The organism is Actinomadura fulvescens (assembly GCF_039533225.1).
Taxonomy (GTDB): Bacteria; Actinomycetota; Actinomycetes; order Streptosporangiales; family Streptosporangiaceae; genus Spirillospora; species Spirillospora fulvescens.
In genome coordinates this window covers 149,198-175,082 of record NZ_BAAATD010000002.1, presented here as the reverse complement: position 1 = coordinate 175,082, position 25,885 = coordinate 149,198, and the positions used below count along the sequence as shown (strand labels likewise).

The 25,885-nt window shown below is 68.2% G+C and carries 24 protein-coding genes; 14 read left to right on the top strand and 10 right to left on the bottom strand.

Features of this window, described 5'->3' with window-relative positions; genetic code table 11:
• Positions 1–22 precede the first annotated feature (22 nt).
• Positions 23–772 carry a ribonuclease HII gene (locus ABD333_RS07840; protein ID WP_410557370.1) on the top strand — a complete coding sequence of 250 codons (750 nt, stop codon included), beginning with the start codon at positions 23–25 and terminating at the stop codon, positions 770–772.
• Positions 773–846: 74 nt separating this feature from the next.
• The gene (locus tag ABD333_RS07835) at positions 847–1,476 is read left to right on the top strand and encodes an HhH-GDP family DNA glycosylase (RefSeq protein ID WP_344539171.1); all 630 of its coding nucleotides are present in this window, start codon (positions 847–849) and stop codon (positions 1,474–1,476) included.
• 470 nt (positions 1,477–1,946) lie between these two features.
• Here ABD333_RS07835 and ABD333_RS07830 read toward each other — a convergent pair whose 3' ends face one another.
• Complete coding sequence (locus ABD333_RS07830; RefSeq protein WP_344539169.1) at positions 1,947–2,609, bottom strand: nitroreductase family protein; 663 nt, start codon at positions 2,607–2,609, stop codon at positions 1,947–1,949.
• A gap of 62 nt (positions 2,610–2,671) precedes the next feature.
• Positions 2,672–3,931 carry a TerD family protein gene (locus tag ABD333_RS07825; protein ID WP_344539167.1) on the bottom strand — a complete coding sequence of 420 codons (1,260 nt, stop codon included), beginning with the start codon at positions 3,929–3,931 and terminating at the stop codon, positions 2,672–2,674.
• Positions 3,932–4,096: 165 nt separating this feature from the next.
• Between ABD333_RS07825 and ABD333_RS07820 the strand changes: the two genes are divergently transcribed.
• Entirely contained in the window at positions 4,097–4,744 is a 648-nt protein-coding gene (locus ABD333_RS07820) for a DoxX family protein (RefSeq protein WP_344539165.1), read from the top strand.
• Between the two features lie 125 nt (positions 4,745–4,869).
• On the top strand, positions 4,870–5,712 hold the full coding sequence (locus ABD333_RS07815) for a hypothetical protein (protein ID WP_344539163.1): 843 nt from the start codon (positions 4,870–4,872) through the stop codon (positions 5,710–5,712).
• A 49-nt stretch (positions 5,713–5,761) separates the two neighbouring features.
• On the opposite strand, the gene ABD333_RS07810 is transcribed toward ABD333_RS07815, so the two are convergent.
• Together ABD333_RS07810 and lplAB are read right to left on the bottom strand one after the other, a co-directional pair.
• Positions 5,762–6,193 carry a PaaI family thioesterase gene (locus ABD333_RS07810; protein ID WP_344539161.1) on the bottom strand — a complete coding sequence of 144 codons (432 nt, stop codon included), beginning with the start codon at positions 6,191–6,193 and terminating at the stop codon, positions 5,762–5,764.
• 39 nt (positions 6,194–6,232) lie between these two features.
• Positions 6,233–7,285, bottom strand: a complete 1,053-nt coding sequence (gene lplAB, locus ABD333_RS07805) for a lipoate-protein ligase LplAB (RefSeq protein WP_344539159.1) — start codon at positions 7,283–7,285, stop codon at positions 6,233–6,235.
• 728 nt (positions 7,286–8,013) lie between these two features.
• Between lplAB and ABD333_RS07800 the strand changes: the two genes are divergently transcribed.
• Together ABD333_RS07800 and ABD333_RS07795 are read left to right on the top strand one after the other, a co-directional pair.
• Entirely contained in the window at positions 8,014–8,343 is a 330-nt protein-coding gene (locus tag ABD333_RS07800) for a winged helix-turn-helix transcriptional regulator (protein WP_344539157.1), read from the top strand.
• Positions 8,344–8,373: 30 nt separating this feature from the next.
• Positions 8,374–9,015 carry a carboxymuconolactone decarboxylase family protein gene (locus ABD333_RS07795; RefSeq protein WP_344539155.1) on the top strand — a complete coding sequence of 214 codons (642 nt, stop codon included), beginning with the start codon at positions 8,374–8,376 and terminating at the stop codon, positions 9,013–9,015.
• A gap of 457 nt (positions 9,016–9,472) precedes the next feature.
• Here ABD333_RS07795 and ABD333_RS07790 read toward each other — a convergent pair whose 3' ends face one another.
• Positions 9,473–10,255 carry a helix-turn-helix domain-containing protein gene (locus ABD333_RS07790; RefSeq protein ID WP_344539153.1) on the bottom strand — a complete coding sequence of 261 codons (783 nt, stop codon included), beginning with the start codon at positions 10,253–10,255 and terminating at the stop codon, positions 9,473–9,475.
• Positions 10,256–10,368: 113 nt separating this feature from the next.
• On the opposite strand from ABD333_RS07790, the gene ABD333_RS07785 reads away from it, so the two are divergent.
• Positions 10,369–10,743: a nuclear transport factor 2 family protein gene (locus tag ABD333_RS07785; protein ID WP_344539151.1), complete on the top strand. Its 375-nt coding sequence runs from the start codon at positions 10,369–10,371 to the stop codon at positions 10,741–10,743.
• Between the two features lie 44 nt (positions 10,744–10,787).
• Here ABD333_RS07785 and ABD333_RS07780 read toward each other — a convergent pair whose 3' ends face one another.
• The gene (locus tag ABD333_RS07780; protein WP_344539149.1) at positions 10,788–11,696 is read right to left on the bottom strand and encodes a helix-turn-helix domain-containing protein; all 909 of its coding nucleotides are present in this window, start codon (positions 11,694–11,696) and stop codon (positions 10,788–10,790) included.
• 249 nt (positions 11,697–11,945) lie between these two features.
• Complete coding sequence (locus ABD333_RS07775; protein ID WP_344539147.1) at positions 11,946–12,572, bottom strand: TetR/AcrR family transcriptional regulator; 627 nt, start codon at positions 12,570–12,572, stop codon at positions 11,946–11,948.
• A gap of 113 nt (positions 12,573–12,685) precedes the next feature.
• Between ABD333_RS07775 and ABD333_RS07770 the strand changes: the two genes are divergently transcribed.
• Positions 12,686–13,675, top strand: coding sequence for an NADPH:quinone oxidoreductase family protein (locus ABD333_RS07770; RefSeq protein WP_344539145.1), 990 nt, complete (start codon positions 12,686–12,688; stop codon positions 13,673–13,675).
• Between the two features lie 875 nt (positions 13,676–14,550).
• Positions 14,551–15,288 carry a VOC family protein gene (locus tag ABD333_RS07765; RefSeq protein ID WP_344539143.1) on the top strand — a complete coding sequence of 246 codons (738 nt, stop codon included), beginning with the start codon at positions 14,551–14,553 and terminating at the stop codon, positions 15,286–15,288.
• A 186-nt stretch (positions 15,289–15,474) separates the two neighbouring features.
• Here the strand turns inward: ABD333_RS07765 and ABD333_RS07760 are convergent, their stop codons facing one another.
• Positions 15,475–18,306: a vitamin B12-dependent ribonucleotide reductase gene (locus ABD333_RS07760; protein ID WP_344539141.1), complete on the bottom strand. Its 2,832-nt coding sequence runs from the start codon at positions 18,304–18,306 to the stop codon at positions 15,475–15,477.
• Positions 18,307–18,413: 107 nt separating this feature from the next.
• Positions 18,414–18,887: a transcriptional regulator NrdR gene (gene nrdR / locus ABD333_RS07755; RefSeq protein WP_344539139.1), complete on the bottom strand. Its 474-nt coding sequence runs from the start codon at positions 18,885–18,887 to the stop codon at positions 18,414–18,416.
• A 532-nt stretch (positions 18,888–19,419) separates the two neighbouring features.
• On the opposite strand from nrdR, the gene ABD333_RS07750 reads away from it, so the two are divergent.
• The 4 genes from ABD333_RS07750 (at position 19,420) to ABD333_RS07735 (ending at position 23,811) form a co-directional block, all read left to right on the top strand.
• Positions 19,420–20,301 (top strand): AraC family transcriptional regulator, encoded by an 882-nt coding sequence (locus tag ABD333_RS07750; RefSeq protein ID WP_344539137.1) that lies wholly within the window; start codon positions 19,420–19,422, stop codon positions 20,299–20,301.
• A 38-nt stretch (positions 20,302–20,339) separates the two neighbouring features.
• On the top strand, positions 20,340–20,969 hold the full coding sequence (locus ABD333_RS07745) for a LysE family transporter (protein ID WP_344539135.1): 630 nt from the start codon (positions 20,340–20,342) through the stop codon (positions 20,967–20,969).
• 97 nt (positions 20,970–21,066) lie between these two features.
• Entirely contained in the window at positions 21,067–22,011 is a 945-nt protein-coding gene (locus ABD333_RS07740; protein WP_344540441.1) for a LysR family transcriptional regulator, read from the top strand.
• Between the two features lie 27 nt (positions 22,012–22,038).
• A complete protein-coding gene (locus ABD333_RS07735; protein ID WP_344540439.1) occupies positions 22,039–23,811 on the top strand; it encodes an alpha/beta fold hydrolase in 1,773 nt (590 codons plus the stop codon).
• Positions 23,812–23,953: 142 nt separating this feature from the next.
• Here the strand turns inward: ABD333_RS07735 and ABD333_RS07730 are convergent, their stop codons facing one another.
• On the bottom strand, positions 23,954–24,304 hold the full coding sequence (locus tag ABD333_RS07730) for a LysM peptidoglycan-binding domain-containing protein (RefSeq protein WP_344539133.1): 351 nt from the start codon (positions 24,302–24,304) through the stop codon (positions 23,954–23,956).
• A 166-nt stretch (positions 24,305–24,470) separates the two neighbouring features.
• Here ABD333_RS07730 and lexA point away from each other — a divergent pair, with 166 nt between their 5' ends.
• Positions 24,471–25,169, top strand: coding sequence for a transcriptional repressor LexA (gene lexA / locus ABD333_RS07725; RefSeq protein ID WP_344539131.1), 699 nt, complete (start codon positions 24,471–24,473; stop codon positions 25,167–25,169).
• The last annotated feature ends 716 nt before the right edge of the window (positions 25,170–25,885 follow it).

The following is a 25,885-nucleotide window of genomic DNA, read 5'->3' as shown; positions in this document are numbered from 1 at the left end:
CAAGTCATCGCCCGATGGGTTGCTGCCAGGGCTTGAAACGGCGGGCAGCGACTCGGCACCGCCTCCCCTGCCTCGGGTGGCGGGGTACGAAATCGAGAACGAGCTGCGAGAAAGCGGTGCCCTGCGGATCGCCGGGGTGGACGAGGTCGGACGCGGCGCCTGGGCCGGGCCTGTGGTCGTGTGCGCGGCGGTCACCGATCTCAGCCCACCACCGGAACTGCCTGGACGGGGGAAGCGCAAGGTCAGGCTCACCGACTCCAAGCTCCTCACAGAGGCGCACCGGGAGGCGTTCGCCGAGGTGCTGCCCGGCTGGCTCGCCTCGTACGCCATCGGCTCGTCCCCTCCCCAGGAGATCGACGAGGTGGGGATGACGGAGGCGTTGCGCCGGGCCGCGGTCCGCGCGCTGAAGGCGCTTCCCGAGCCGCCCGACCTGGTGATCCTGGACGGGAACAACGACTTCCTGAAGCGGCCGTGGCGCGTACGCTGCGAGATCAAGGCCGACCAGCGATCGGTCACGGTCGCCGCGGCCTCCGTCCTGGCCAAGGTCCATCGTGATCGCCTGATGGCCGAGCTCGACCCGGAGTTCCCGGCCTACGGCTTCGGCGCGTGTGCCGGATACCCGTCTCCCGTTCACCAGAAGGCACTGGAACACCACGGACCAACACCGCATCACCGGATGTCATGGTCATATCTGGACGATCTCCCACAATGGCGTCACCTTAAGAAGCATCGGGACCCGCTCGCAGGGGAAGGACAGCTCAGCCTGATCTGACGTCGTCTTTTGTCGCTGGGGCGGAGTTGTTCTCCACAGCCGGGGTAAGCCGCTCATGACGGGAGGACGATGCCATGGACGCTGTCGTACGAAAGCTGCTGCGGGAGGCGGGCACGACCTATGCGGAGGAGGCCGGCGTTCCGCTGAAGGACCAGCCTGCCGCGCTCTTCAAGCTGCTGGTTCTGGCCAACCTGATGAGCACCCGCATCTCGTCGGACATCGCGATGGCGGCGGCCCGGGAACTCTTCGAGGCGGGCGGTGGCACCCCGCGCGGCATGAACAGACTGAGCTGGCAGGACCGCGTCGACGCGCTCGGCCGGGGCCACTACGTGCGGTACGACGAGAGCACCGCGACGCGGCTCGGCGACATGGCGGAGCTGGTCCAGGACAAGTACCAGGGCGACCTGCGGCGCCTCGCCATCGAGTCGGGACGCGACCGAGAACGGGCGAGCAAGCTGCTGCGGGAGTTTCCTGGAATCGGCCCCACGGGCGTCGACATCTTCTGCCGTGAGGCACAGGCCATGTGGCCTTGGCTGCGCCCCTACTTCGACGGACACACCCTCAAGGGCGCCGAACGCCTGGACCTGTCCACCGACCCCAAGCGCCTAGCCGACGAAGTCTCCGACAAAGACCTGGCCCGCTTCGCCGCCGCCCTCGTACGAGTGAGCCGAGACAAGAAGCTCGCCGAAACCATCAAGTCCTAGCGCAGACGACACAACACAGCGGGGCGCACACCCACCGTGCGCCCCGCCACGACACCACGCCTAAGCGCAACGCACACCCACACAGACACACGACCGCGCCTGTGCGGAGGTGCAGCTCGCGCCTGTGCGGACGTGCGGCACACGCTTATGCGGGACGTGCGGCTCATCGCCATGCCGAGGCGTGGCTCGCGCCCATGCAGACGCGCGGCTCGCACCGGGGCAGACCTGCGGCTCGCACCGGGGCAGACGTGCAGCTCGCACCGGGGCAGACGTGCAGCTCGCGCCTGTGCCGACGCGCAGCTCGCGCCTGTGCCGACGCGCAGCTCGCGCCTGTGCCGACGCGCAGCTCGCGCCTGTGCGGACGTGCGGCACACGCTTATGCGGGACGTGCGGCTCATCGCCATGCCGAGGCGTGGCTCGCGCCCAGGCAGACGTGCGGCAGGCGCGTATGGCTGTGTGGATGTGATGGGTTAGAGCCGGATGACGACCTCGTCTATGGGTTTGCGGGTGATGTCTGGGACCATCGCGTCGTCGGCGGGGTAGCCGACGGGGATGACTACGTAGGCGCGTTCCTCTGGCGGGCGTTCGCATACCTCGTTCAGGAAGCGCATGGGGCTCGGAGTGTGGGTGAGCGTGGCCAGGCCTGCCTGGTGAAGTGCCGCGAGGAGGAAACCCACCGCGATCCCAACCGATTCCTTGACGTAGTAAGGCCGCGGCGTATGCGGTCCCTTGTGGACTTCGAAGACCACGATCACAGCTGGGGCGTCCTCAAGGAACGGCTTGCGCCAGTCGGTGCCGATGGGCGCTAGGGCGTCCAGCCATTCCTGCGAAGCACGCCGTTCGTAGAACTCCCGTTCCTCCACCTCGGCTGCTTCCCGCAGGCGCCGCTTACGTTCGGGGTCGGTGATGACCACGAACCGCCACGGCTGCAGGTTGGCTCCGCTAGGCGCCGTCGCCCCGGCCCTGATGGCGTGGTCCACGACCTCCATCGGCACCGGCCGGTCGGAGAAGTCCCGTACCGTCCGGCGCAGGGCCATGGTGTCCGCGAACGCCTGCGTGCGCCGCACTGCCTGCTCGGCCGGAACCTGGAAATGCGGTGCGGGCACGACGGGATATTCCCGAGAACTGCTCATAGATCACTTCATACCGCGCCCGCCCAGGACCGACAAGCGACCGGTCCCGGGCCGGAGACGATCTAGTCTTTGCCGCGGGAGGCGACCCATTCGAGGTTCCAGTTGTACGCCTGGTCGACCGACATCTTCCCCCAGCGTGGACGGCCGGGCGGAGGCAGCACGAACCGGCCCTCGCGGCGGACGACGAGCTCGCCGTTCACGTTCTCGATGAGGGCGAGGACGGCGTCCCGGGAGGCGTCGTGGCAGTCGTCCATGCGCATCTCGATGGGCGGTGAGCCGATCGGGAACAGCGTGGCGATCGCGTCCAGCCCCCGGAAGTCGTCGGCGCCGTCGTAGATCTCCGCGAACACCAGGATGCGCTTGAACTTCGCGGTGTGGTCCAGGTTGATCGTGAGGTTCTCACCGGTCTCGACCGATCCCGTGCGGTCGTCCTTGTCGAGCTGGATGTACGGCGGGCGGTCGAGCGCGCCGAAGTCACCGACGGCGTGGATGATGCCCTTGCGGCCGTCCGTCAGCTCCCAGAGGCAGCACAGGTCGAGGTCGAGGTCGTAGCCGCGGCGCCGCTTGCCGAACCGGCCGGTCGCGACGCCGCCGCGCGCGGTCCAGTTGAGGTTGACCCGCATGTTCCCCGAGGTGGCGCCCTGCTTGGTGAGCGATACCGAGGGAGAGCTCTTGGTGAGCGAGATCTTCCCGTCCTGCATCGGCGGCTGCGGCTGTGACGGGGCGGGAGGAGGCGGTGGCGGTACCGCCTGCTGCGGCGGTACGGGCTGTTGCGGCGGCGGGGGGGCGCTCTGGCTGGGCTCCTCTACGGAGATGCCGAAGTCAGTGGCGAGACCGCCGAGCCCCGAGTCGTACCCCTGTCCGACCGCACGGAACTTCCAAGCACCTTGGCGCCGGTAAAGCTCTCCTAGGACGAACGCGGTCTCGGTCGTGGCGCCAGGGTTGTCGAAGCGCGCGACCTCGGTTCCGGCCGCCGCGTCCAGAATCCGTACGTACAGCCCCTGGAATTGCCCGAACGTGCCACCGTCCGCCGACGCCACGATCACGATCTTCTCGATGCCGGCTTCGACCTGCGTCAGGTTCACCGACAGGACGTCGCGTACGGTCGGCCCCCGCTGCTTACCCTCGTGCCGTACCGCGCCAGATCCGTGCACCGGCTGGTTGTAGAAGACGAAATCGTCGTCCGAACGCACCTTGCCCGTAGCGGCGAGCAACAGCGCGGAAGCATCGGCATCGGGCACGCCAAGGCCGCCCTGCCATCCCAGCTCCACTCGGACGGAGGCCACAGGCACCGCCGTATTGGCGCCCTTCTGCATCGACATTTACGCACTCCTTCTCATCCGACGCTCCCCAACCTATGACCAGGAACGGCGTACGAGCGACAACACCGCCGCATAGATCCGGCCTCTGGCCAGCGACGCTCGCGAATTCGCGCTGCCAGCGGTCATACTCACGAGCGGCCCGCCAGTACGGAAGGAGCGACGTCAATGCGCCCTCCATCGCTGCTCTACGACGTCGTGGCACTGCTCGCACGGATCGGCGTCGGGGTCGTCTTCATCGCCCATGGCTGGCAGAAGCTCGAAGCGGGCATCACCGCGACCGGCCAGGGTTTCGACGACCTGGGCGTTCCCCTTCCCACGGCCGCCGCCGCGTACGCCGCGTTCGTCGAACTGCTGGGCGGCGCCGCCCTGATCGCCGGTGTCGGCCTGTCGATAACGGGCGCGCTTCTCTTCCTGGACATGGCGGGCGCGTTCGTCTTCGTCCATGCCGACCAGGGCCTGATGGTCGTGGAGGGCGACAAGGTCGGGTACGGGTACGAACTCGTGCTGGTCCTGGGCCTGGCAAGCCTTCTCTTCGCCGTCGGCGCCGGAGGCCGCCTGTCCGCCGACTCGCTGGTGTTCAAGCGCGGCGCCTGGCCCGAGGAGCCGTCAGAGCCGGATCCCGAGACCGTGGAGGCCCTCAAGCACTTCGTAGAGGTGGGCGAGTCCGAAGGCACGCCTCCGCGCACGGCCGCCGCCATCATCGAAGGCACCGATGACGACACCGTGGTGGCCGGCCGTCTCAGCCGCCGCCGTCGCCGTTCCTCCGAAACCCAGCCGACCGCAGGACCCGACGAAGAGCCGCCGACCTCGTAGCTTCTGGCCGCCGTCCGGACAATCGCGATCACAAACCGTCCCTCGGAAAATGTCAGAGGCATGGCTTACCGTCGTCGCCGAACGGAGTCATCCGACTCCGGCGAGTATCCAGGGCTGGAGTGATCGTGACCAAGAAGAATCGCAACCCTCGCCACCGCCGGACTCCGTCCACGAGCAGGCAGCCGGGTCCGGAGGTGACCGTCACCCTCCTGTGCAGCGAGAACGACTTCAGATCCATGCACCAGGCGTGCCCGACGCCAGAGTTCGGTGACTACGCCAGATATCGCGAACGCACCCGCTTAGTGCTGCGTGATCTGCGACGTCACGGAGGCCGGGTCTGGGTCCGCCCGTTCGACCCCGACGACTACCGCTCGTTCTGCTCAGCCGAGCAACTCCCGGCCGACCGCGTCCAGAGCCGCGCGCAATACTTCGCGGACGCCCGCCTCCTGCCGCCGCGGCTGTACGCGGGAGAGCCGCTCGACGTGCTCTTCCGCAGGCTCGCCCTTCAACGCGACGACGAACGCACCGCGGCCGCCGCCCTCGAACTCCTTGAGCTCGCCACCGATCCCGGAGACGACCCTAAGGAGACGACGGCGTTCGCGAGCGCGATCCTCGTCACCCTCGTGCGAGGCGTCAGCCTCGGAGTCCACAAGCTCACCTGTGTCATGGACGCGGGGCCGGAGCAGCTCTCGATCCAGGCCGAGTTCGAGAAGACGGCTCACCAGGTCCTGTCGTACGCTCCCCAGCTGCACATCTTCACCACGGTCCTCGCCGCCGCGTACGCGCTCGGCGAGTCGGCCACCGTCACCATCCGCACCCGCGACGACCAGGGCGACACCGTCCGTGGCTGGCGGCTGAACGGAGAACGCATGGAGCCCCTGTCGGCGGTGGAAGTCCGCAGCGCATGCTCCAAGGCCGACCGCTACGAACCCGGCTTCCCCCTACCCGACCGACCGCCGCCTCATTAGCCGCTCCCGATCCGGGTGGGAGGCCGCATCCTCCCACCCGGCGGTCTCGCTAGCCCGTCGTCTGGATTCTCGCGGTCGCCGTCGCCACCGCGACCGTCTTGCCGTCGGGCCCGACGAGCTCACCGGCGAGAAAGCACACGTCCCTACCGCGCTTCACGATCCGGCCGTACCCCAGGAGCCTTCCAGGCCGGGCAGGACGGAGGAACTGGACATGCAGATCAAGAGTCGGTGCGAACTGGTTCTCCGGCAGCGTCGCGACCAGCGCCGGGCCGAGCGTGTCATCGAGCATCGCCGCCAAGAAGCCGCCCTGGATCACTCCGACGGGATTCACGAACTGCTCCCCCGCCTGAAAGGCCACCTGGATGGTGCCCTCCTCCGGATCGACCTCGACCAGCTCCCACCCCAGCGTCACCGCAGCCGGGGGCGGCGGGACCCGGCCTGCCTGGACGTCCCAAAACAACCCGGGCCTTTGCGTATCCATCCCCATGGGGCCCCATTGAACACACCGCCACCGACATCGCTACGGAACGCGGGCGGTCCAGTCGGGGTTGGTGAACTTTTCCATGGCGAGCTTCTCGGCCGCCCGGAGTTCGGCCTCCGTGATCCGATCCTCCGTCAGGCCGTACCGGCCACGGAAGTGAGCGATCATCCGGTCGATGACCTCTTCGCGGGGCAGACCGGTCTGGCTGCGAAGCGGGTCGACCCGCTTCTTGGCACTCGCGATGCCCTTGTCGGAGATCTTCTCCCGCCCGATACGGAGCACCCGGGTCATCTTGTCGGCATCGATGTCGTACGCCATGGTCACGTGGTGCAGCACCGCCCCGGCCGCCAGGCGTTTCTGGGCCGCTCCGGCGATCTTGCCGTTGGCGGACGCGATGTCGTTCAAGGGCTGGTACCAGGCCTCGATCCCCAGATCCCCCAGCGCTCCCAGCACCCAGTCGTCCAGGAAGGCGTAACTCTCCGCGAAGGACATCCCGGCCACCAGCGACTCCGGCGCGTACAGCGAATAGGTGATCGTGTTGCCGGGCTCCACGAACATCGCCCCGCCACCACTGATCCGCCGGACGACCGTCACCCCGTGGCGTTCCGCCTGCTCGGCGTCCACCTCGTTCCGCAACGACTGGAAACTACCGATGATCACCGAAGGCGAGGCCCATTCCCACACCCGCAACGTCGGCGGCCGGCGACCCGCACCGACCTCCTCGGCGAGCACCTGGTCCAGCGCCATGTGCAGTGCGGGAGCCTGCGGTCCGGTCTGAACGAGCCGCCAGTCATGGTCCCGCCAGTCGGACGCGTGCGCGAGGGCACGACGCACCGCGATGCCGACGGCCTCGGCCGAGACGCCGAGCATGACCGTGCCCTCAGGCAGACCCGCCTGCACCCGCCCAGCGAAGTCCCGGGCCTCCAGCCCAGCGGACAACCCCTCCAGAGCGGAGTTGATCATGCCGAGTGCCTCGTCCGGCTCAAGAAAGAAGTCCCCGCTGACCCGCACGTCCCGAAGCCGCCCGTCCGCGACCTCCAGGTCGACGGCCACGAGCTTCCCACCGGGCACCTTGTACTCACCGTGTGTCACATACAAGGTCAACCGCACACCCACCACCAAGATTCCGGCAAACCCAACCCGCCACCAGCCCGACAAACCCTCAGGCGACAGCCACCGACCCAAAACCTCTCCACACAAACCCGCAGGCACAAACCACGCCGCACCAGCCTGCAGAACGCCAGCCACGCCGCATCACCACCCTGCAGCGCGCTACACCAACTTGCGGAACGCAAGGCACTACGGACCAGCCCGCAGACTTCAAATCGCCAGCCTCAACACACCAACCCTCGCCGCCTACAACGCTGCACCAACCCCTAGACACAAACCACGACATCCCACTCCACAGACCCAAACCACGACGCATCGATCTGCGGACCGCCAGCCCCAAAAACGCCAGCCTGCTGGCCGCGAGCGACGGCTGCACAAAAGCCACGCCGCACAACGCAAGCCACGACCCATCGGGCCCGCAGGGTGCGCACCACCCCGCAGAACACACCGACGCTGCACCAACCTGCAGATCACGAGCCCCCGACCAGACCGCTGGCACCGCTACCGCGCTCCTGGCCCTCGGCATCGCCTACCTCGCCGTGGCCGTGGCCGCCTGATCGCCACCCCCGAACGCCGCACCACCCGGACCCAGCTCACGCCTACCGCGACTGAAGCCACCCTGTCGCGCCGCCGACCTCCATACCGACTGCTAGCGTTTCGAAAAACGAAACGTGCGAGGGTTCATGACGACACCAAGGCCTGGACGGCCGGTGCGAGGGTCCAGCACCGGCAGGCCGTTGATGGCGGCACTCGATCTCTTCGGTCGGCGCTGGACGCTGCGCATCGTGTGGGAACTGCACGAGGGCCCGCAGGGCTTCCGACCCCTCCGGCAACGATGCGACAACATGTCGTCCAGCGTGCTGCGGCAACGACTGGTCGAACTCACCGATGCGGGACTGGTCGCCCAGACGGCCGAGGGCCAGTACGCGCTCACCGCGCTCGGCCAAGAGGCGCACGACGCGCTCCGGCCGCTCGCCCGCTGGTCCGAACGCTGGGCGTCCACAGTCAGCTCTTGTGATTCTGTTTCCGAAGCGCCATAGTGATTCGGAAACAGAATCACTGGAGGACGCATGCCGCGCATCGAACCGCTCACTCCCCCGTACGAGCCCGAGATCGGAGAGGCCCTGCGCAAGTGGATGCCGCCAGGCGTGGCCCACGACCCGCTCCAGCTCTTCCGCGTACTGCACCGCAATCCCGAGCTCGCCTCACGGATGCGCGTTGTGGGCGCCGGACTGCTGGCGCACGGCAGACTTCCCGCCCAGGACCGCGAGATCGTCATCGCCCGCGCCTGCGCGCGCAGCGGTTGTGAGTACGAGTGGGGCGTCCACGCCGCCGCGTTCGGCGACGCGGTCGGCCTCACAAAGGAGCAGATCAACGCCACGGTGACCGGAGACCTAACCCCATGGTCACCCGAGCAACGCCTCCTCCTCAAGGCCGTCGACGAGCTGCACGACTCAGCAACCCTGACGCAGGACACGTGGGACGGCCTAGCCAAGCGCTACGACCAGGCGCAAATGCTGGAGTTCATCGTGCTGACGGGCTGGTACCGCACCATCGGCCAGCTCGCCAACTCCCTGCACCTCGACAACGAGCCCTGGGCCCACACGTTTCCCACAAACTGGAAAGCGCCCACAGCACCAGCAAGCCGACCGACAATCACCAGCCGGGCACCGACGGACGAGCAACTGCCCGGTCAACGAGCGGCCGCGTAACGTGCAAGACGACGGTGATGCACGGCTCAGCCACCGAATGCCAGCCACGTGGAGACGCCGGGCATCACCATGCCGCCCGGCGGCGCGCGTCAGGTCGTGACGGCGGACGATCACCGCACAGGCCGACAAGCGACCATCGGACCAGCCAGCGAACCACAGCCAGCCGTCCAGCAGGCGCGTGTCGAATGGTGACAGCGGACGACAGCCGTACCGGCTCGCGGACAACGACCATGGCGGGCGCATGGCACGTCATGGCGGCGGACGATCACCGTCCGGGCCAACGGATGCGTGTCAGTTCGCGGCGGCAGACGATGACCACATGGGGCAGCGGACGACCACCGGACCGGCCAGCGGGTGCGTGACCGATGGCGGCGGGTGATGGCCGTACCGGCATCTGACTGGGCGGCGGCGGTGATGCCGTATCGGCTGGCGGGTGATAGGCGGGGGCCGGTGGGGGTCAGGGGGTGGTGCGTGTTTGGAGGAAGGTCGCGGTTTGGTCGTTGGATGGGAAGAAGGCCTCGACGGCGATCTCTTCGAGAGTGATGTCGAAGGCCGTGCCGAAGACTGTGATTGTGCTGAAGAGAGACAAGCCGACGCCGCGGTGGTGTATTCGGAGCGGCAAGGCGATTTCGGCTGGATCTGGTGGGGGTAGTTCCTCGTCCGGCCCGTACGACATCAGCTCGTCGTGCAGCTCGCTCAGCGCTGGGTCGCCGGTCTGCGCGACCTGGCGCGCGAGGCGCGGCATCAAGAATGCGCGCACCTGCACCAAGTTGCGTAGTCGGGGCGCGAAACCCTTCGGGTGGAGGCCGAGGCGCATCATGTTGATCGGCGGCTTCAGCAACTCGGGGCTGACGTCCTCCAGGAAGACGTCAATGGCCGAGTTGGCCGAGAGGAGGTTCCATCGCCGGTCCAATGCGACGGCGGGGAACGGCTCGTGTCCGCGCAGGACGCGTTCGACGGCTTCCAACGCTTTGGCCATGTCCGGATCGTCCAGGGGACGTTGCCGGTAGACGGGCGCGTGGCCGGCGGCGACGAGCAGGCGGTTGCGTTCACGCAGCGGTATGCCAAGATGCTCGGCCAGGTGCAGCACCATGGGACGGCTGGGAATCGTCCGCCCGGTCTCCACGAAGCTGACATGCCGTGGTGACACGTCCGCTTGAATGGCCAGGTCAAGCTGGCTGAGCTTGCGCCGGTGCCGCCACTCGCGCAGCAGCTCCCCAACGGGCCGGTCCTCCGTCATGCCCTCGGTTCTATACGAGACGTCCGGATCGGCACCACTACATGGGAGGTCATGACGGACGATTACCTGGCTTGTAATCGACAGCGGGTGGGGTGGGTTGCGAGGGTCTGGGCATGGATGAGATCGCGCAAGCTTCACGCAACAAGCAGGTCGTTGAGCGCTCTTACGAGGAGTTCTCAAAGGGGAACATCGAGTACCTTCGGGCCGTTCTCAAGGAGGATTTCGTTGAGCATAGCCCGGGAAATCCTTCGGGGCGTGACGCGTTCGTCGAGTTCATCGCCGGATCGCCGGTCGCCGAAGCTCGGATCGACCTCAAGCGGGTCGTCGCGGATGCGCGGTACGCGGTGGCGCACTATCGGATGACGCCGCCCGGAGACGAACGCGGCGTCGCTGTCGTGGATCTCTGGAGGTTCGAGGACGGGTTGATCGCCGAGCATTGGGACGTCGTCCAGCCTGTCCCTGAGGACGTTCCCAACGGGATGTTCTGATCGAGGGCGATGCCGCCTCGCTCTTGTGCGAGGCGGCATCGACGTCAGGGGGTATGGGCACGAAGGGCGGCGATCAACCACTCGAAGTTCGGAACGGCCGGTGGGTGGGGCGGACGGCCGTTGATGACGGCCAGCAGGTGCCAGTACCGTTCCACCCGCGCGTCGACGAAGACCTCAAGCTGTTCGATGAGCCGGGAGCGGTCTTCAGGGGCCAGGCTGGGCGCGACCAGGTGGTCCAGGATCGTTCCTCCTTGTGGCGATGCCGGGTCGATGTTCTCGGCCAGGGCCCGTCCCGCGTGTTCTGAGACGGCGTGGTAGTCGAGTTCGTGGTCGAGCTGGTCTGATCCCGCCCCGGCTACCGCCATCGCGCGTACACGTTCGCGGAAATCGGCGTTCGCGACCAGCTCACCGAGCTCGATCCATGCGTCGACCTGCTCGGGTGCCGGGTCGTCGGGGAGCTCCGCCATCTGCCGCATGCTTTCCGCCACCCCGGCCGCGGGCGAGTCCGGGTCGATGCCGGTCACGACGTCCGCCACGAAGTCGTCAATGATCTGCTGCCGTTCCCGGGCCGACAGCCGAGCCAGTTTGTGCATCAGGAGTGTCTCCTCGATCGAGCTTCCGCGCTTGACGACTGTGCTGAGCACCGCGCGGCGCAGCCGCAACGTCCGGATCTCCGCGTCGAGTGCGGCGACCTGGGCGGCGGCGACGTCCGTGACGGTGACGGCCCGCGACAGGACCTGCTCCACCACGTCCAGGCCGAGCCCCAGCTCGCGGAGGGTCCGGACGAGCTCAAGCCGAAGCACCGCCTCGGGACCGTAGAGCCGGTAGCCCCCGGCGGATCGGCCCGTAGGAGGCACCAGTCCGGCGTCCGACCAGAACCTGATCGTGCGGACAGACAGATCCGTCCGGCGAGCAAGTTGCCCGATGGTGAACGACTCCGCGTTCGTGCTCATGGGAACACCGTGCACCTTCCAGCTACTGGAAACTCAACTCGATTACGCACAGGCGATGCGACATCGCTACGCGAACGTGTGAGCTACGGCCCGGCGGCTATGCGTTCCCGTGAGCGGAGATAGGTATGCGCGACCGCCTCAGCCAGGAGGCTGGGGACAAAGCGTTCCAGCACGAAGGGGAGGGTTTTCCTCGCGCGCCGGCGCAGAACAGAACGTGGGTTGGTCTCGACGCGGCGGGCTGCGGCAGGCTCAACCGCTGATGTGTGACGGCGTGGACGTGAGCGTGTCCCAGGCGGCCATCGCGCAGGTGATGATCGCTTCCAAGTCGATGCGGGTGGCGCCGTCGCGGGCTTGGATGGAGAGGCCCTGCACCACGGTGGTGTAGTAGCGGGCGATGGCGTCGAGGCCGGCGGGCGGCGCGGTCAGGTCGCCGTCGGTGACGCCTCGGGCGAGCCGGTCTTTGATGGTGGTGAGCATGTCGTGCCGGAGCTCGGCCAGGAACTCCCGGACCGCGTGGTTTTCCACGGCGCCGGTGGGCGCGGCGAGGATCAGCATGCAGTAGTGCGGGGTGCCGGGGCGAGTGATCTCGTCGGCCGTGGCGCGCAGCATGGCGTGGATCGCGGCGCGCGCGGTCGGTTGTTCGCGCAGCGCGCGCCTGGGCGGCTCGCCTGAGGTCGTGCCGTAGAGCGCCATGACCTTGCGGAACAGATCCTCCTTGCTGCCGAAGCAGGCGTAGATGCTCCCCGAGGCGATTCCCATGGCCTCGGCCAGGTCGTTGATCGAGGTGCCCTCGTAGCCCCGTTCCCAGAACACGTCCAGTGCCTGGCGCAGGGCGGTGTCCGGATCGAAGGTGCGCGGCCTGCCGCGAGTAGCCATCGGATGCGTCTCCGTAGTTGTTTGTCGTTCGATCAAGTTTACCTTGACCCGCGTGGGAAGCCCGTGCCACGCTTTGTTGGTCGTTCGATAAACAAAGAGAGAACCGGGGCATCATGAGCATTCCCGCGACCATGCGCGCCTTGCAGCAGACGTCACTGAACGGACCGCAGGGTCTGCGTCTGATCACTGACGCACCGGTACTCCGCCCCGGTCCGGGTGAGGTTCTGATCCGTGTCATCGCCGCCGGTGTCAACTTCGTCGACATCTCGCAGGCCCGCGGCACGTACCCAGACGGCCCGCAACCGCCGTATCTGGCGGGCATTGAGGGCGCCGGCGAAGTCGTCGCCGTCGGTGAAGGGGTGACCGACCTGGAACCCGGCGCCCACGTCATCGGCGTCGACATCAAGGGCGGCGCCTTCGCCGAGTACATGGTGCTGTCCGCGGCCGCCGCGCTGCCGGTGCCGGCGGGCTGGACGGACGAGCAGGCGCTCGGCCTGGTCGTGAACTGGCCGACCGCGCTCGCAGCCCTCAAACCACTGGGCGGCGTCGCCGCAGGGCAGACCGTGGTGATCCACGCTGCGGCCGGCGGGACCGGCCAGGCCGCGGTGAGGATGGCCAAGCACTACGGCGCGACGGTGATCGCCACGGCCTCGCCCGGCAAACACGAGGTGGTACGGGCGCTGGGCGCCGACCAGGCCATCGACGCCGACCTCGCCGCCGAGGTCCTGCGGCTGACCGGTGGCACGGGCGCCGACCTGGTGCTGGAATCGGTCGGCGGCGCCACCCTGGAGGCCAGCCTCACCGCGACCAAGCGGGTCACCGGCCGGGTCGTCGTCTACGGCCTGGCCGGCGGCGAAGCCGCGATCACCAACTGGGATTTGGTCTACAAGCACCAGGTCCACGTCATCGGCCTGAACATCGGCGTCCTGATCCAGGCAGCACCGCAGATCTTCGGCGAGGTCATGGGCGAGCTGTTCGAGCTCCTCGCGGCCGGGGTGCTCGGCCCTGACCAACCCACCACCTATGCGCTGACCGAGGGGCCGAAGGCACTCGCGGAGCTGGAAGCGCGGGCCACCGTGGGCAAGCTGGCACTGCTGCCCTAACTAGAACGTGACGCCAAGCAGCAGGCTCCCCGTCCTTGCTCCAAAGCTCCGCTCCCGGGCGGCCGGGGCGCCGCTTGCCAGCACCGCTCCGTGGGCCGAACGGCGCTGCCCTGCCAGCAGCGCGGACCAACCGGCTGCCCTGCCTGCCAGCACAGTCGAACAACGGCGCTGCACTGCCTGCCTGCACAGCTCCGCCGGTGAGGCGGGGCGCTGCCTGCCAGCACGGCGGGACAACGGGGGCTGCGCTGCCTGCCAGCACAGCTCCGCCGGCCGAACTGCGCTGCCTGCCAGGACAGCGGAACAACCGGGCTGCGCTGCCTGCCGGTACAGCTCCGCCGGTGAGGGCGGCGCTGCCTGTTCGCACGGCGGAACAACGGGGGCTGCGCTGCCTGCCGGCACAGCTCCGCCGGTGAGGGCGGCGCTGCCTGTTCGCACGGCGGAACAACGGGGGCTGCGCTGCCTGCCGGCACAGCTCCGCCGGTGAGGGCGGCGCTGCCTGCCAGCAGCGCGGAACAACGGGCTGCCCTGCCTGCCGGCACGGCGGAACAACGGGGCTGTGCTGCCTGTCGGCACAGCTCCGCCGGTGGGGCGGCGGTACCTGTTCGCACGGTGGGCTGTCTAGCGTTCCGGGCAGGCACCCTGGCACAGGTCACGATCTCGGGCTGCCCACCACCTAGATCGACCTGCCGGGCTTGGCACAGTGAGTCATCGGCTTCGAAGCGTGACAGGTGTTCGTCGTGAGGTTTGGAGCCGGAGTTGGTCGTGGCTCTTCGGGCGGCTGGCGTCGGGTCAGGGTGGGGTGGTTGGCGTGCGCGGGAGCGACGTATGGCCTCCTCTGACCGGTTCATGATTCACGTGTGCATAGGATCGGTGGCATGGCGACACGTCTTGTTCAAATTGCGATGAATGCTCGGGATGATTCCGTGGTCGGCCGGTTCTGGGCGGAGGCGCTCGGGTGGGGCATTGACAGCGAGGAACCCGGCGTCACCAATCTCGAACCCGTGGGTTTCGCCTATCCCGACCCTGCGGCCATCTGCATTGACGTCCTTACCGTCCCGGAACCCAAGACGGTCAAGAACCGTGTGCACGTCGACCTCGCCACCACCTCTGCGGCCCATCAGGCGGAGCTGGTCGCGCGCCTTAAGGATCTCGGCGCGACGCCCGCCGACGTGGGTCAGGGAGACGTTCCGTGGACGGTCCTTGCCGACCCGGAGGGCAACGAGTTCTGCGTGGCCGAGCCTCGCTCGATCTACCATGACACCGGGCCGATCGGCGCCGTGGTGGTCGACAGCGTGGATCCGCGGGCCATGGCCCGGTTCTGGGACGAGGCCATGGACTGGACCCTGCACGAGGTGAACGACGATCATGCGGTGCTGCGTTCCGCCAAGGGCGTCGGCCCGTATCTGGAGTTCCGCCGTACGTCCGACGTGAAGACCGTGAAGAACCGCGTCCACCTCGACCTGCGGCCCTACGCCGGTGACGATCAAGCGGCCGAGGCGGCCCGGCTGCGGGCTCTGGGCGCCACCGACGTGGATCTCGGCCAGGGCGACGTGCCATGGACGGTCCTCGCCGACCCGGAGGGCAACGAGTTCTGCGTCCTCACCCCGCTCTGACCAGTAGCGTGGCCGCGGAGCGTCCCTTGGAAGAGCTCGCTCTGGCGTCCCTGCCGCTGGCTGCTTGCGCCAAGTGCACGTGGCACGCCTCCTCCGTTTGGCTCAATAGCAAAGGGGCTCGGCCTAGAAGACCGAGCCCCTTGCTAATACGGCATCACCGAAGTGCTGGATTCCGGCTTCGGGGAATCAGCTGCAGCCGCTGGTGGAGCCGCAGCCTTCGCAGACGTAGCAACTGCCCGCCGGGCGCATCTTGGTGCCGCAGGTGAGGCAGAGCGGCGCGTCGGCGGTACGGCCCTGGCGGCTCTCGATGACCTCCATCGACGAGTGCGCCTCGGGGGCCGGAGCCGCCGCGGGCTTGGCCGGGGCGGCGACGGCCGGCTTGGTGATCTCGGCGGACTGGGCCAGGGTCTCGTGTTCGAGCTCGGCGTCGGCGTGGAGCGACGCCGGGTCCTCGCCGTTCGCCTGCATGGCGCGTTCGTCGGCGGTGAAGATGCCGAGCTCGGCGCGCTCGTCGTAGGGCAGGTGGTCGAGGGCGAGGCGGCGGAAGATGTAGTCCATCACCGAGGTCGCCATGCGGATGTCCGGGTCGTCGGTCATGCCCGCGGGCTCGAAGCGCATGTTGGTGAACTTCTCCACCCACGTCTCCAGCGGCACCCCGTACTGGAGGCTGATGGAGATCGCCATGGAGAACGCATCCATCACACCGGCCAGGGTGGAGCCCTGCTTGCCGAGCTTGAGGAACACCTCGCCAAGACCGTCGTCCGGGTAGGACGAGGCGGTCATGTAACCCTCGGCGCCTGCGACCGAGAAGCGGGTCACGGTCGCGGGACGCTGCTTGGGCAGGCGCTTGCGAACGGGGCGCGCCGGGGCCGCGGCCTCGACGACCTCTTCCTTGGCCTCGGTCTTGGTGCCCGCGGCCGACAGGGGCTGGCCGACCTTGCAGTTGTCCCGGTAGATCGCCAGGGCCTTGAGACCGAGCTTCCAGCCCTCGTAGTAGACCTTCTCGATGTCCTCGATGGTGGCCTGCTCGGGCATGTTGACGGTCTTGGAGATCGCGCCGGACAGGAACGGCTGGACGGCCGCCATCATGCGCACGTGGCCCATCGGGCTGATCGCGCGCTCGCCCATGGCGCAGTCGAAGACCTCGTAGTGCTCGGGGCGCAGCCCGGGCGCGTCGATGACGTGGCCGTTCTCGGAGATGTACTCGACGATGGCCTCGATCTGCTCCTGCTGGTAGCCGAGCATTTCGAGCGCCCGCGGCACCGTGTGGTTGACGATCTGCATGGAGCCGCCGCCGACGAGCTTCTTGAACTTCATCAGCGCGAGGTCGGGCTCGATGCCGGTGGTGTCGCAGTCCATCATCAGGCCGATGGTGCCGGTGGGCGCGAGCAGCGACGCCTGGGCGTTGCGGTAGCCGTGCTTCTCACCGACCTTGAGGCACTCCTGCCACTGCTTGGTCGCGGCGGTGTGGATGGACTTGTCCATCTCGTCGAGCGTGCGGAGGTCGTCGTTGGCGGCGGCGTGCTTGCGCATGACGCGCTTGTGCGCCTCGGCGTTGCGCGCGTACCCCTCGTACGGGCCGACCACGCCGGCGAGCTCGGCCGAACGGCGGTAGGCGACGCCCGTCATCAGCGAGGTGATCGCGGCGGCGAGCGAGCGGCCGCCGTCGGAGTCGTAGGCGTGGCCGGTCGCCATCAGCAGCGCGCCGAGGTTGGCGTAGCCGATGCCGAGCTGGCGGTAGTCGCGCGTCGTCTCGCCGATCTTCTCGGTGGGGAAGTCGGCGAACGTGATGGACGCGTCCATCGCGGTGATGATCAGCTCGGTGAGCTTGACGAACCTCTCGACGTCGAACGTGCCGTCCGGGCCGAGGAACTTCAGCAGGTTGATGCTGGCGAGGTTGCAGGAGGAGTTGTCGAGCGACATGTACTCCGAGCACGGGTTGGACGCGGTGATGCGGCCCGACTCGGGGTTGGTGTGCCAGTCGTTGATCGTGTCGTCGTACTGGATGCCCGGGTCGGCGCACTCCCACGACGCCTTGGCCATCAGCCGGAACAGCTCCTTGGCGCGGACCGTCTCGACGACGTCGCCGGTCAGCCGCGCACGCAGCGCGAAGTCGCCGTCCGACTCCACCGCGCGCATGAACTCGTCCGACACCCGGACCGAGTTGTTGGCGTTCTGGTACTGGACACTCACTATGTCCTTGCCGCCGAGGTCCATGTCGAACCCGGCGTCCCGCAGCGCGCGGATCTTGTCCTCTTCACGCGCCTTGGTCTCGATGAACTCCGCCACGTCCGGGTGGTCGACGTCCAGCACGACCATCTTGGCGGCACGCCGCGTGGCGCCGCCCGACTTGATCGTTCCGGCCGACGCGTCCGCGCCGCGCATGAACGAGACGGGGCCGCTGGCCGTCCCGCCGGACGACAGCAGCTCCTTGCTGGAACGGATGCGGGAGAGGTTGACCCCGGAGCCCGACCCGCCCTTGAAGATCGTTCCCTCTTCCTTGTACCACTCCAGGATCGACTCCATGGAGTCGTCGACGGAGAGGATGAAACACGCGGAGACCTGCTGGGGGGACTTGGTGCCGACGTTGAACCACACCGGGGAGTTGAAGCTGAACAGCTGGTGGACCAGCGCGTACTTCAGCTCGTGGTCGAAGATCTCCGCGTCCAGGTCGGAGGCGAAGTAGCCGTTGCGCAGACCGGTGTCGACGTACATCTTCACGACCCGGTCGACCAGCTGCTTGAGGCTCCACTCCCGCTGCGGCGTGCCCACCGCGCCCCGGAAGTACTTGGACGTCACGATGTTCGCGGCGTTCAACGACCAGAAGTCCGGGAACTCCACCCCGCGCTGCTCGAAATTGACCGAGCCGTCGCGCCAGTTGGTCATGACGACGTCACGACGTTCCCAGCGGATCTCGTCGTACGGATGCACGCCGGGCTTGGTGAAAATACGGTCTACCTTCAACCCCTTGCGGCCCCCCTTGCCGCGCCGGGTCGAGCCGCTCACCGTTTCCGTCATGACACTCCCCCTCTCGGGCCTCCGCCGGGCCCTATCCAGGAATAACGTCGCCCGGCCAGCCGCTCATCCCGGCTGCGGGCGCTTTCAAATGTCTGCTGGACCGGCCTCTAGTGAGGCCGCTCAGGCTCCCCCGAGGAACCCGTTCCGCGCAGTGAATCGATCTCTTTGGCGAAGTCGTCGAGCGACTCGAAGCCCCGGTAGACCGAGGCGAATCGCAGGTAGGCGACCTCGTCCAACTCCTGTAGGGGCCCCAGGATCGCCAGGCCGATCTCGTGCGAGGGGATTTCCGCCACCCCGGTCGCCCTGATCGCCTCTTCGACCCGCTGCCCCAGTTTGGCGAGCGCATCCTCGTCCACCGGGCGTCCCTGACAGGCCCTGCGCACCCCGGCGATGATCTTGTCTCGGGAGAACGGCTCGGTGACCCCGCTTCGCTTGGCCACCATCTGCAGCACGTTCTCCTGCGTGGTGAATCGTTTGCCGCATTCCGGGCACGACCGGCGCCGCCGGATGGCGGCCCCGTCGTCCGTCGAACGACTGTCGATCACTCGGCTGTCAGGGTTACGGCAGAACGGGCAGTGCACGCGTTCCCTCCTCCCCTGACAGTTCAAAAACAACCGCCACAAGAACACAACTTGTGGTTAATGACATCCATGTAACTACTAGATGTTGTGGTCAACCGTAGGGCGCCGACAGTGCCTTCGCAACCTCAACGAGGGCCCCTCCCGTAGACCCTGATCACATCGAGCCTCCCGCGCCCCGCCCCGGCGTGTCGTGCGGCTGACCTGCAGCATCGAACACCTGTAGCAACCCGTCCGGCCCCCACACCCCCATCCACAAGATCACTACCCCAACCCCCCGGAGCCCCCAAAAACCGGGGCCTCCCACCCTCAGGTCACGATCAGATCACGATCACCTCCACCGCCCCCCGCACACGCCCCCCTCCAGACCCCGGACCAGCTCAAACCGCGCCCGAAACGCCCCGCCGTACAAGCCATCACCTCCCGCAATGCCCCACACAACGACAGCGCGGGTGGTGGTGGGTGCCATCGGGGCAGCGCGGGTGGTGGTGGGTGCCATCGGGGCGGCGCGGGTGGTGGTGCAGGGGCGGCGCGGGTGGTGGTGCAGGACGGTGTGGTGGTGGGGGATGGTGATCATGTGGGGCGGTGTCATGTTCGGGGAATTTTGCGGGGGGCTTATCTTTGTCCCATGTTCGTGGAGGAGGGGGACAATGCGCAGGTCGCGGTGGTTCAGCCTGCCTCCGGTGGGTTTCCACGGCACAGTCACGACGAGTATGTGATCAGCGTCAATCTCTGCGGCCGTGAGCGGGTCGTCCTGGATCGTTCCTCGTTCGAGGTCGGCACCGATGAGGTGACGGTGTACAACCCCGGGCAGGTGCAGTCGTGCACCACGCAGGTGCCCGCCGGGACCGCTTGGGGCTGCGTGAGCTGGTACGTGCCGCCTGCCGCCGTCGCCGCGTTGACCGGGGGCGAACTGGTGGATTTCGACCGGCCGGTCGTCCGCGCGGCACGCCTGCGGACGGAGTTGCTCGACGTGGCCCAAGCCGTTCGCGCTGGGAGCCCGGACCGGGAACTGATCAAGGAACGGTTGTCGCTGCTGCTCATGCGCCTGTTCGACCTGGGCGGCCGGACGCGTCCGGAGCCGCCTCGTCCCGCTGACGCCCGGATCAGGGCTGTGGTGGACCGGCTCCGCGAGGATCTGTCGAACGCGCCGCGCCTGGCCGATCTGGCGCAGGACGCCGGGATGTCACGCGAGCACCTCATCAGGTCCTTCACCAGGGCCACCGGATGCCCTCCTTACACGTGGCACTTGCAGGCGCGCCTCGCCGAGGGCCGCCGCAGGTTGCGGCAGGGGCAGGCGGTAGCGGATGTCGCACACGGCCTCGGTTTCGCCGATCAGGCCCACTTTCACCGGCACTTCACCGCCGCCTACGCCATCACCCCTGGTCGTTACCGCCGTGGGGTGGTCAATATCTGACAAGCCCGCAGGTGGGCAGGGCTGCCACAGTGCTCGGCATGGTCGAGATCTTCGCGCTCGCCCTCTGGGTGGGGCTGGTGTTCAACGCGGCGCCGGGCGCGGTCTTCAGCGAGTCGCTGCGGCGCGGCATGGTCGGCGGGTTCCGGCCCGCCTTCGCCGTCCAGGTCGGCTCGCTGGCCGGTGACGCCGTCTGGGCTCTGCTGGGTTTGGTGGGAGTCGGAGCGTTGTTCTCGGTTCCCACGCTGCGCATACCGCTGGCGATCGGGGGCTGCCTGTTGCTGGGCTGGCTGGGGGTGACAGGGCTTCGCGACGCCGTGAAACCGCACGTACGAGCGCAGCCGCGATCGGGAGACGGCCAGCGTGCCGCGCTCGCGGTGGGCGCGGGAATGTCGCTGGGCAACCCGTGGAACATCGTCTACTGGTCGGGCGTCTCAGGCGCGATCACTGCCGCGCTGGACACCGAAGCGGGCCTGCCGGGTCTGGCCACCTTCTTCACCGGCTTCATGATCGCCTCACTGGTGTGGTGCTTCGTCTGCGCGGGGCTCATCACCCTGGTGCGCAAAGCCCTGCCGCCGTGGGCCGTACGGGTCATCGAAGGCGGATGCGGCATCTCACTGCTGGTGTTCGCAGCCCTCCTCGCGGCCCGGGTCGTCACCGGCGGGGCCTAGGCGGCGCCGGCCACCTGGGCGAAAACGATGCGGTGAGGATCTTGGCTGTCCGTAGGCTCGTTCTCCGACTGTTCATGGAGGGGGTTCGGACGTGGACATGGACATGGACCTGGGCTCAGGGCCGACCGTTCACCAGCTGCGGCTCTTTCTGATCCTTGCCAAGGAGCGGCACTTCGGTCGCGCCGCGGCGCGGTCGTTCATCAGCCAGCCCGCTCTGAGCCGTCAGATCCAGGTGCTGGAGCAGCGCCTGGGTGTCGCGGTGGTCGAGCGCGACCGCACCGTCCGGTTGACCCCGGCGGGACTGGCGCTCCTCGCCAAGGCGCGGGCCGTGGTGGAGGCCATGGACGATCTCCGGCAGACAGCCCAGGAGCAAGGACGCGCGGCGCGCGGGCAGCTGGTGGTCGGCACCATCGGCGCAGAGGCGGCGATGCCCCACCTGCGCGCCGTCCTGGAGCAGGCCAGGCAACACAACCCCGCCTTGGAGATCCGGACGCGGCTGCTCGACTTCGTCCATCACTTCGCGGCGCTGGAGAACGGGGAGGTCGACGTGGTCTTCTGCCGCCCTCCGATGCCTCCGCACATCAGGACACGGCATCTGGCCGACGAGGCGCGCGTCGCGTGCCTGCCCGCCGCCGACCCCCTTGCCGGACGCGCCAGCGTGAAGCTGGCCGACCTGGGCGGGTACCCGATCTTGTCCTTGCCGCCGGAATGCCCGCAGGCATGGCGCGACTTCTGGGCCGCCGACCCCAGGCCCGACGGCAACCCGGTGCCCTACGGCCCGGTCGTCGGTGACATCGAGGCTCTGATGCTCGCCGTCAGTGACGGACACGGAATGGCTTTCCTGCCGGCCGCCGCACGCACCCTGTTCCCCCGACCCGGCGTCGCCTACGTCGACGTGATCGACCTGCCGCCCTGCACCGCGGCCTTGGCCTGGGCAGAACGCAACAACGACAATCCCAATCTCAGAGCCATCCGGCGCGCGGCTGAGACGATCAGCCTTCCGGGGCGACGTTCGGACCGCGGTCTGAGTACGTCACCGTGACGCGTCTCCTGGGCCTTTGCGGTCTTGGTGGTCGTGGTCTCAGCGGCTGTTAGGTCCGTGTTATGGGAAGCGGATGACCATGGCCGCATGAATCCATCGAGATCGTTCATCACGGTGGCCTCCTTGGCCATCGCCGCGTCCACGGCGGTGCCCGTCGCGGCGCCGGCCGGTACGGCCGTGGCCGGTACGGCCGTGGCCGCGACGGCGGCGGCCGGTACGGCGCCGAAGATCGAATGGAAGGCGTGTCGCGCGTTCTCCGAGGCCGCCCTGAAGCAGATGTTTGCGGCCGGGCAGATCGCCGAGTTCAAGGCGCTGTGGGCACGTACGGAATGCGGAACGGTCAGCGTGCCGCTGGACTACGGCGCGCCGTCCGGCCGGAAGATATCCATCGCGGTGACGAGACTGAAGGCGACCGATCAGGCCCGCCGGCTCGGAAGTCTGGCCCTCAACCCCGGAGGGCCGGGCGGCAGCGGTTATCTGATGCCGGTCACGTACGTCATGCTGCACCGCAACGGCAACGGCGAAAAGCTGAACCAGCGGTACGACCTCATCGGGTTCGACCCGCGCGGCGTCGGCTACAGCACAAAGGTCGACTGCCCGGACCCGGGCCAGGCTCCCGATCCGGGGCCGTCCCCGATCACCAAGGTCGAGGCCAAGCAGGTGTACGACCGGACGGTGAAGGCCAATCAGGCCTGCGGGAATCACGATCCGGCGTTCCTGCGTCAGCTCACGACGGCCAACGTGGCGCGTGATCTCGATCAGATCAGGCAGGGCCTGCGCCAGCGGACACTGAGCTTTCTCGGCATCTCATGGGGCACCTGGCTGGGAGCGATCTATCGCAGCCTGTTCCCCGCCAGTGTGCAGCGGATGTGGCTGGACAGCACGGCGATTCCCGAGTTCAGGCTGGACACCTTCGAGGCCGGCCGGGCAAAGGCGACGGATCGGAACTTCTCCCGCCTGGCCGCCTGGATGGCCGAACGGAACGCCACGTACGGATTCGGATCGACCGCTGCGCAGGTCGAACGCTCACTCGCCCGGATGCGCGTCGCTTTCAACGCACATCCCAAAACGTTCACCGACCTCCCCGACTGGGTCTTCGACGGAGTGTTCATCGCGCTTGCCAGTAGTACGACGAGCAGGGACTGGCCGCTGGCCGCCGCCGTACTCAGAGAGCTGCGGCAGGCTCAGAGCGGCGCCAATGCGCCGCCCCTGATCAAGAAGGCCTTCTCGCCGCCTCCCGGCGACGGCGGCACTCCGCCGTCCGATCTTCCGGAGGAGTTCAATCCGACGATGCACCAGGCGGTGTTCTGCAACGAGGACACCGGGCCACGCGACTTCGATTCCGCTTGGGCCGCGTACCAGAAACGGTTGCGGCGCTATCCGGTGACCGGTGAGGCGAGCGGCTTCATCAACAACTGTGCGGGCTGGCCGCACCCCGCGCAGGCGGTGAAGCTTCGCCGCAACAACGCCTCGCTGGTGATGTCGGGTCATCGTTATGAGGTGCCTTCCCCGTACGAATGGACTCGGCAGATGCAGGCGTCCATCGGCGGCTCCGTCCTGACCGTCGGCGACGACATCCACGGCTCGACCGCCGGTGAGGACACCGACTGTGCGCCGAGGATCGCCGCGTACTTCTTCACTGGCCGTCCCGACAACGGCCGTTGCCAGGGCGTACCGCTTCCCACCTCCACAGAAGTGCCGCCGTTGACGGTGACTGACTTGGCGCGCTCGCTGGCGCAACACACGTCCAAGCAGAACCCTTACGCCTCGAACGCTCCGACCCGAGGCGTGCACAGCTAGGGTCCGGCTTCGCACACAATGGCTTGCCGACCCGCCGATGCAGGGCCCTCGGGGCACGGCCCCGGGGGCTCTGGCCTTGGATCGTTCACGACCTGACGTCGTCCGGCCGTGGCCTCGTCGGCGCGCGCGCTGGACGACTGCGTCAGCGGCTTGGAAGGCGTAGTTGCTGGCCTGGTTGGACGACCGGACTGGAGAGGCCGTTGAGGTCGATGATCCGGTCAACGGTACGGCGGGGGTCGGACTCGGGGTTGTGGCGGCTGGCGATGTCCCACAGGGTCTCGCCGGGCTCGACGACGACGGTCTGTAGACGGGACGGCGCGGGGCCGCCGTCGCCGTCACCGGCGCGGGCACCGGGGCCCGCGGTGAGCCAGAACGCCAGCAGCAGCATGCCCGCGGCGAACATGGTCACCACGACGCGGCCTCTGCGCGTCAGCCTGATCTGCGAACCACCCGACCTCGCCTGCGCCACCATCCCGGCCCCCAGCCGTCGCACCTGATCTTCGAACGCATTTTCGATCGAACGCGTGTACGATGTTGTACCGCATGGCACCGACAAAACGCGAGTACTTTCTTCGAACAATTGTTTGATCATCGCGCTCTGACGCGATAACGTTCCATGACAAGGAGTGACGGATCGAAGCGCCGGGAGGCGACCAGCGATGAGCAAGGTCCGGGAGTTGCCCGATGGGCCGATGGACGAGAGCGGCCTCACCCAGCGGCAACGCATGGTGCTCGAGGTGATCCGCGACTCGGTCCAGCGCCGCGGTTACCCTCCGTCGATGCGTGAGATCGGCGAAGCGGTGGGGCTCACGAGCACCTCCAGCGTGTCGCACCAGCTACGCGCCCTGCAGCGCAAGGGCTTCCTCCGGCGCGACCCCAACCGCCCGCGCGCGGTCGAGGTCCGGGTGCCCGGCGCCACGCCGGTGCTGACCGAGGCCGACTCCTACGAGTCGGCGGCCGGGCCGGAGACCTCGTCCCGTCCCGCGCCCGCGTACGTACCGCTGGTCGGACGGATCGCCGCCGGTGGCCCGATCCTGGCCGAGGAGGCCGTGGAGGACGTGTTCACCCTGCCCAAGCAGTTGGTCGGCGAGGGCACGCACTTCCTGCTGAAGGTCTCCGGTGACTCGATGATCGAGGCCGCGATCGCCGACGGTGACTGGGTGGTCGTACGACAGCAGCCCGTCGCCGAGCAGGGTGACATCGTCGCCGCCATGATCGAGGGCGAGGCCACGGTGAAGACGTTCAAGCGCAAGGACGGCCACATCTGGCTGATGCCGGCCAACAGCGCGTACGAGCCGATCCCCGGTGACGAGGCGTCGGTACTCGGCCGGGTGGTGGCGGTCCTGCGCAAGATGTGAGCCGGCCAACGGCATCGGCTCCGCCGGTGGTGCGCGGTCCACCGGACCGCCACCACCGCCCGTCCAACAACCCGCCATAACGGTCGCCGCCCTCACCACCCGCGCGCCCTCGCGCCCGTTCCCTCGCGCGCCCTATGCCGGTACGGCCGTGCGCCCTTCTGCCCGTGCGGCGTACGCCCGTTCGCCCGCGCGGCCGTTCGCCCACGCTCCCGTTCGCCCGCGCCGGTACGACTTCGCCCCGTGCGGCCATGTGCCCGTGTGGCCATGTGCCCGTGCGGCCATGTGCCCGTGCGGCCATGTGCCCGTGCGGCCATGTGCCCGTGCAGCCTTGCGCCGATGCGCGGCCGTGCGGCCCTAAGGCCGTGCACCCTTGCGGCCGTGCGCCTGTGCGCCTGTGCGCCCGTGCGGCCTTGCGGACGTGTGCCCTTGGGCTGGTACACCCGTTCGCCCGCGCGCCGGTACGCCCTCGCCCCGCGAGCCCGTGCGTCCGTGTGCCCGTGCGGCCTTACGGCCGATGCGCGGCCGTGCGGCCCTAAGGCCGTGCACCCTTGCGGCCGTGCGCCTGTGCGCCTGTGCGCCCGTGCGCCCGTGCGGCCTTGCGGACGTGTGCCCTTGGGCTGGTACACCCGTTCGCCCGCGCGCCGGTACGCCCTCGCCCCGCGAGCCCGTACGTCCGTGTGCCCGTGCGGCCTTACGGCCGATGCGCGGCCGTGCGG